Source organism: uncultured Neisseria sp. (genome assembly GCF_951230505.1).
In the GTDB taxonomy this organism is placed as follows: Bacteria; Pseudomonadota; Gammaproteobacteria; order Burkholderiales; family Neisseriaceae; genus Neisseria.
Genome location: NZ_CATNVN010000089.1, coordinates 1 through 7,276, shown reverse-complemented (window position 1 = coordinate 7,276; position 7,276 = coordinate 1). Strand labels below are relative to the sequence as shown.

The following is a 7,276-nucleotide window of genomic DNA, read 5'->3' as shown; positions in this document are numbered from 1 at the left end:
AATTTCAGAATGTTTTGTTTTAATGAAATGAGAGGGGATAAACGTGAAAGAAAAAGAAAAAATAGGAACAATATAATTTTGTGATGAATCAAGTTTATTGTCTGATATGCCCTTAATTGCTTGTCAGTCCCAATATTTTAAAACATAATACTTTTGCCCCCGATGCTGGAGTTTTACTACAAGTACATGATTTGCAAAAAATCTGTCGGGAGTGCAGACCCTGCCAATCAACCTCAAATAAGGAAGGTTAAGAATGAAAGTAACCAGTTTCGGCGAAGTGCTGTGGGACGATTTTCCAAACGGAAAAGTATTGGGTGGCGCGCCCCTGAATGTTGCTGTCCGTTTGCAGTCTTTGGGTATCGATACTGCCATCATTAGCCGTCGCGGTGATGATGCCGATGGCGAGGAATTGCTACGTCAAATTCAAAGTAAAAACGTCAATACTGATTATTTGCAGGTTTGTCACGAATGTGCGACCAGTATGGTGAAAGTACACTTGGACAAGTCTGGCAGTGCGTCTTATGAGATTGTTTATCCTTGCGCGTGGGACAGGATTGCGGTTGATGATGCGGCAATCAAACGTGTGGCAGAATCCGATGCTTTAGTGTTTGGCAGCTTGGCAACCCGTGACGAGGTTTCGCATAAAAGTTTGGCTGTTTTGCTGAAAGAAACCAAATTCAAAATTTTTGATGTTAATCTGCGTAAGCCTCATTATGATATTGACCGCTTGTTGGAGACCATGAAACAGTCTGATATGGTCAAACTCAATGATGATGAGTTGTATGAATTGGCTGCGGCTTACGGCTCTCCTTATCACAGTATCGAGCAAAATATCGGCTACCTTGTTGAGCTGACAGGCGTCAAAATTCTTTGCGTGACTTTGGGCAGCCATGGCGCGGTTTTGTATAAGGACGGCGAGTTATACCGTCATTGCGGTTTCCGCGTCAAAGTGGTGGATACCGTCGGCTCCGGTGACAGCTTTCTTGGCGGTTTGACTTACAAGCTGCTCAATAATGCGCCTCCTCAAGAAGCCATTGCTTTTGCTTGTGCGCTGGGTGCATTGGTGGCTTCACGTCATGGCGCGACGGCGTATATTTCTTTGGAAGAAGTTGAAGCGTTTATGAATCCTGCTTGATATTTTGACAAGAGACATAAAAAGGCCGTCTGAAAACCATTAAATCAGGTTTTTCAGACGGCCTTAGTATTTTCAGGCTTTACCAATAAGTTGTAAAACATTCTAAGTTGGTATTTTTCGGGCCACTTCCTTCTTCGGTCGGCGAACCAATCATCATCAGGCCGATGATTTTGTCTTTGTCGGCACACTCAAATGCTTCGCGCAACAATGGGCTGTTGACCCACATGCCGGTAATCCAAACATTGTCGAAGCCTTGAGCAGAAGCAGCCAGTTGTAAAGCATAGGCGGCGCAGCCGGCAGTCAGCATTTGTTCCCATTCAGGTTTGGGTTTTGCCACTTCACGGTTCGGCGCGAATGTAACGCCGATAATCATAGGCGCCATGTTGCCGACGCGTTCGGCCTTTTTCATGGCATCATCGCCGAAGTTGAGTTCGGTAACGGTCTTGCTCAAAAGCTCACGGAAACGTTGTAAGCCGGCCTCGCTTTGAATCACAGTAAAGCGGTAAGGGCGCATATTGCCGTGATCAGGTACTTGTGTTGCCGCTTGCAGCATTTGTTCCAGTTGCTCGGCATTGGGTGCCGGAGCAGCCAGTTTTTTGGAAGAACGACGCGTGGTGAGGAGATTTAAGGCATCCATTTTTATTCTTTCTTGTGGATTCGAATGAGAATAATTATATAACAGAACGATAAATAAATCAGCAAAGGACTAAGGCCGTCTGAATTAAGGTTTCAGACGGCCTTTGAGTTTTACAGGATACCGTTGTTTTGTGTATTTTCAGTAATCAGAGCTTTGCTGATTTCGTCGGCGGTGTAGCTCTTACCGTTTCCGAATACAAAGCTGTCGACATTATTGTTGGCAATGTCATGGATGGTCAGGGTGTCGCCTGTATCTTTGATGGTTAATACCCAATCATCGCCGGTTTTTAACTGTAAATCTTTCAGCGTAATCCCTTCTTTGAAAAGGACTTGGGTATCGCTGCCACCATACGGATTAAAGGTGTCGTTGCCGCTGTTTCTGCCGAACATAATCACCGTACGCTCGGAACCGGGGTCGGTAATGGTATCGTTGCCGCCGGCCGTATCAACGATGTTGATGCCTCGGCCCAAAGTAATGGTTTCATCACTGCGGTTGCCCCTGTATTCGACAACAGAAGTGTAACGCGACAAATCTAAATCGCTGTTGTCGCTATCGGCATGGATGGTGTGGTTGAAGTTGTTGTACACATCCCGGTTGAGTTCTTCAACGGGTTGGCCGGTGTATTGGACGATGTTTGTGTTGCCGATCATGTGCGGGATAGACAGTTTGAAGTGGTTGATTAGCTCGCCGGTGCTGTATGAGGTATTGCCGTCAAACTGAAACTCGGAAATCGCACCATAAATACCGCTTTGGTTTTTGATGGTTAAAACATCGTCTGTGCCTTTGATGCGGATATGCCAAGTGTCGCCATTCAGCAGGGGTGGAGATACAAATTGGTTGCTGTCGGGCATGTCGGCAATCTCGGTTTTGTCGTAACCTTTTTCAACGGTAATTTCGAGGTCGTCAAGGGTAATGTCGCTGGTAAATTTAACGACATTAGCGTTGAGTCTGTGTAGGCTTGCCTCGCTATCAAAACCGAAGTTGAAGTCAAAAATGGTATCATGACCGTAACCTTTGCCGAAGATATAGGTATCGTTGTGTTCGCCGCCTTCCAGATAATCATTGCCTGCGCCGCCGTCAAGCTGGTCGGCACCTACATGGGCATAGAGTTTGTCATTGCCGTTGCCACCATAAAGTTTATCGTCGGAATCCGGCTCAGTGCTGTAATAGGTTGCACTGTGTTCGCGCAAGATGTCATCGCCATCGTGGCCATAAAGGGTATCATGGCCGTCATTGCCGCCGTCGATTTCATTGTTGCCTGCATTGCCATGCAAGGTATCATCGTCGTTTGTGCCGACGAGTTTAATGGTTTCGGTCTTCAGCGCTTGGAAGGTTTGTTGGAACTGTGCGGCAGTGTAGGTTTGGTCGTTGAACTGGAAACGGTCGATGGAAATGCTGCCATCCGCACCGATTTGGTTTTGAATCAGGGCTGAACCTTGTTCCGAAGTGATTTCCCAACTTTGGCTGCCATCATCGTTATGAATGGTCTTCAGGTTGAGCTTGGCATTGTTCAGGCCGTCTGAAAACTTGAGGGTATTGATGCCTTGGTTGTCGATAATGGTATCGTTGTCGCCGTAGATATAGGTATCGTTTCCGGCTCCGCCTTTCAGAATGTCTTTACCGTTGCCGCCCACTAAAATGTCGTCGCCTGCATCACCGTTGATGACATCGTTGCCGTCGCCGCCATCCAGATAATCGTTGCCGTCGCCGCCGTTGAGGTTATCGTTGCCACCCATGCCGTAAACGGTATCATCACCACGTCCGCTATTGAGGCGGTTGCGGCCTTCGTTACCGGTCAGGATGTTATTGCTGTTGTTGCCGGCGGCAAAAATATTGGCCGAGCCGGTCAAGGTAACATTTTCGACGTAGGTAGCGGCGGTATGGGAAATGCTGCTGAATACGGTGTCTTCTCCGCCGTCAGCCTGTTCAATCACCACGTCTTTTACATCATCAACGTAGTAAGTGTCATTGCCGTCTCCACCTTCCATAATGTCGGCACCGGCTTTGCCATCGATAATATCATCGCCGGATGTGCCGATCAGATGGTCATTGCCGCCGCTGCCAGCGATGGTCTTGCCGCTTTCGGTATGCTCAGTCAGGGAAATATTGAAATATTTGGCAAAGCTGTTTACATCCAGTTTTTGTGTGCCGATGATGAATTGGGAGACTGCCGGTGTTGTACCGTTTTGAGTGTATTGGTTTTTGATAGTTAAAACGGCGTTGCTGTTTTTCACGGCAATCAGCCAGTCATGGCCGCCGGTTTCATTGTTTCGGACTTCGACGGTTAAATCGTTAAGGCTTAGGTCGGTATGAAAGCGGATGCTGTTGTGGCCTTGATTGTCGATGATGGTGTCTTGCTCGCTTTTGGCAGAGAAAAGGTAGGTATCATCGCCTTCGCCACCTTCAAGCACATCGTTGCCTGCTTCGCCGTTGAGGATGTCATTGCCTGTTTCGCTGAAAAGAAGGTCGTTGCCTTCGCCACCATTGATGACATCGTTGCCACCGCCGCCGTAAACGATGTCGTCACCGCGCCCGCTGTTGAGGCGGTTGTGGCCTTCATTGCCGATGAGGATGTTGTTGCTGTTGTTGCCAGCACCGAAAATGTTGGCTGTACCGGTCAAAACAAGGTTTTTAACGTGGTTTGGAAGGGTATAGCTGACGTTGCTGCAAACCGTATCATCGCCGCCATTTGGGTTTTCAATGATTGTATCGTCAGTGAGGGTTACATAATAAACGTAATCTTCCGACGTGCCTGTCGTTACTTGTTCAAGGGCGGAAGGTTGTAATTGCTCTAAATGTCGTAATTCAAATTGCGCATTGGAGGTGCGCATTGCTTTTTCGATTGTCATGATATTTTCTTTAGATATTGATGAGAGTAACAAGGAAGTAAACGTATCCGGCATATGGCCGGTATTGCTTAATTTGTATTGTGTTTAGGCTGTATATACTAGTGCCGAAATTTGATAAAAACAACAGAAACGTTAAGATATGACAATATATAGAGAGCTTTATCAGGCTTTGTCTGCCGTCTATTCCTTTGCTAAATGGCTTTGCCTTGTATGTCTGTTTTGTTTCTTATATACCACACATCAATTTTCATAGTTTCAAACTATGAATGGTTGTAAAAAGGCCGTCTGAAAAAAAGAAGCAGGTTTCGCATTGCAAAACCTGCTTCTGATTTTTCAGACGGCCTGTCTGATTATAGAGTACGGGCAACTTCGACGATGTCGAAACATTCGAGTTGGTCGCCTTCCATAATCTCGTTGTAGCCTTTGAGCATCAGACCACACTCGAAGCCCATGCGGACTTCTTTGACGTCGTCTTTGTAGCGTTTCAAAGAAGATAGCTCGCCGGTATGGATAACCACGTTGTTGCGGATGAGGCGGACATGGGAATCGCGTTTGACCACGCCGTCGGTAACCATACAGCCTGCAATGTTGCCGACTTTGGAAACAGAGATAACCTGACGGATTTCAACCGTACCGGTGACTTGCTCTTTCTCTTCCGGAGAGAGCATACCGCTCATGGCGGCTTTCACGTCGTCGATGGCATCGTAAATGATGTTGTAGTAACGGATTTCCACGTTTTCATTCTCAGCCAGTTTGCGTGCGGAAGCATCTGCACGGACGTTAAATCCGATGATGAATGCGCCGGAAGCGATGGCCAAGTTGACATCAGATTCGGTAATGCCGCCAACGCCGCTGTGCAACACGTTCACTTTCACTTCGTCTGTGGACAGTTTTTTCAGACTGCCCGCCAAAGCTTCGTAAGAACCTTGTACGTCTGCTTTGATGATGACGGACAAGGATTGGGCTTGGTTTTCGCCCATGTTGTTGAACATGTTTTCCAGTTTTGCAGCCTGTTGTTTGGCCAAGCGCACGTCGCGGTATTTGCCTTGACGGAAGAGGGCGATTTCGCGCGCTTTTTTCTCGTCAGCTAATACCATTGCATCTTCGCCTGCGTTCGGTACGTCGGATAAGCCGAGGATTTCGACAGGGATAGACGGGCCGGCTTCATTGATGGCTTTGCCGTTTTCGTCAACCATTGCACGGATTTTACCGAATGCAGTACCGGCCAGCAGCATATCGCCTTTTTTCAGCGTACCGCTTTGAACCAGTAATGTGGCAACCGCGCCACGACCTTTGTCCAAACGTGCCTCAACGATGATACCTTTGGCAGGTGCATCGACTGGGGCAGTCAGTTCCAAAACTTCGGCTTCGAGCAAGACGGCTTCGAGCAATGCATCGATGTTCAGACCTTTTTTAGCGGAAACATCGATAAACTGTACATCGCCGCCCCATTCGTCAGGCACGACTTCGTGCGCAGTCAGCTCTTGGCGGATACGCTCAGGGTTGGCAGCCTCTTTATCGATTTTGTTGACGGCAACCACCATAGGCACGCCCGCAGCTTTAGCGTGGGCAATTGCCTCGATGGTTTGCGGCATCACGCCGTCGTCGGCTGCAACTACAAGAATCACGATATCGGTTGCTTTCGCACCGCGCGCACGCATGGCGGTAAACGCTTCGTGACCCGGAGTATCCAAGAAGGTAATCACGCCGCGAGGGGTTTCAACGTGGTATGCACCGATGTGTTGGGTAATGCCGCCCGCTTCGCCTTGTACCACTTTGGCGCGGCGGATGTAGTCCAGCAGGGAAGTTTTACCGTGGTCAACGTGACCCATCACGGTAACAACCGGAGGACGCGGCAATGCTTCGGCTTCTACTGCTTCAACGCCTTCATCCAGGAATGCTTCAGGGTCGTCGGCGGCGGCAGGTTTACCGATGTGGCCGAGTTCTTCCACCACAATCAGGGCAGTGTCTTGGTCGATAGATTGGTTGATGGTTACCATCATGCCCATTTTCATCAGGGCTTTAACCACTTCAACGCCTTTAACGGCCATTTTGTGTGCCAAGTCGGCAACGGTAATGGTTTCAGGTACCAAAACTTCGTGTACGACAGGTTCGGTCGGCGCTTGGAAGGCGTGTTGGTTTGGCTCAAGTTTGAGTTTTTTGCCTTTTTTGCCGCCGCGTACGCGCTCGTCGTCGCCATTGCGTGCATTGTTGCGGTCACGGCCGCCTTTGCCGCCTTTGCCTTTGGCGTTACGGCCTTGAGTGTCTTCATCACGCTCACGACGGTCTTCTTTTTTACCGCGCGCGTTGTGTTCGGATTTGCCTTCGCCAGATGCTGCTTTGGCTTTCTCGGCAGGTTTATTGCGCTCGCCTGATTTGGCTTCTTTAGTAGGTTTTGAGTCTTTCTCGGCCTGTTGTTTTATGGCTTCACGGCGTGCTTGACGCTCTTGTTTTTCTTTCAACAAGGCTTCTTGATGCGCACGCAGGGCGGCGGCACGACGGGCTTCTTCATCGCGTTGAGCCTGTTCTTCCACGCTGACGACAGGTTGCGGTACGGCAGGAGCGGCAGGAGCGGCAGGTTTGGCTGCTTTTTTCGCTTCTTTGCCTTTGCTGCCTTTGTCTTGTTTGGCTTTGGCAGGTTTCTTGGCTTCGGCT

The 7,276-nt window shown here is 48.7% G+C and carries 4 protein-coding genes; 1 reads left to right on the top strand and 3 read right to left on the bottom strand.

Annotated features, from left to right (window positions below):
* The first annotated feature begins 253 nt into the window (after positions 1 to 253).
* Complete coding sequence (locus Q1M25_RS06615; protein WP_300483175.1) at positions 254 to 1,135, top strand: carbohydrate kinase; 882 nt, start codon at positions 254 to 256, stop codon at positions 1,133 to 1,135.
* Positions 1,136 to 1,214: 79 nt separating this feature from the next.
* Here Q1M25_RS06615 and Q1M25_RS06610 read toward each other — a convergent pair whose 3' ends face one another.
* The 3 genes from Q1M25_RS06610 to infB form a co-directional block, all read right to left on the bottom strand.
* The gene (locus tag Q1M25_RS06610; RefSeq protein ID WP_070504488.1) at positions 1,215 to 1,772 is read right to left on the bottom strand and encodes a nitroreductase family protein; all 558 of its coding nucleotides are present in this window, start codon (positions 1,770 to 1,772) and stop codon (positions 1,215 to 1,217) included.
* Positions 1,773 to 1,882: 110 nt separating this feature from the next.
* On the bottom strand, positions 1,883 to 4,621 hold the full coding sequence (locus Q1M25_RS06605; RefSeq protein ID WP_300483172.1) for a calcium-binding protein: 2,739 nt from the start codon (positions 4,619 to 4,621) through the stop codon (positions 1,883 to 1,885).
* Between the two features lie 350 nt (positions 4,622 to 4,971).
* Positions 4,972 to 7,276: translation initiation factor IF-2 (infB, locus tag Q1M25_RS06600; protein ID WP_300483170.1), on the bottom strand; the 2,305-nt coding region annotated here is incomplete at its 5' end.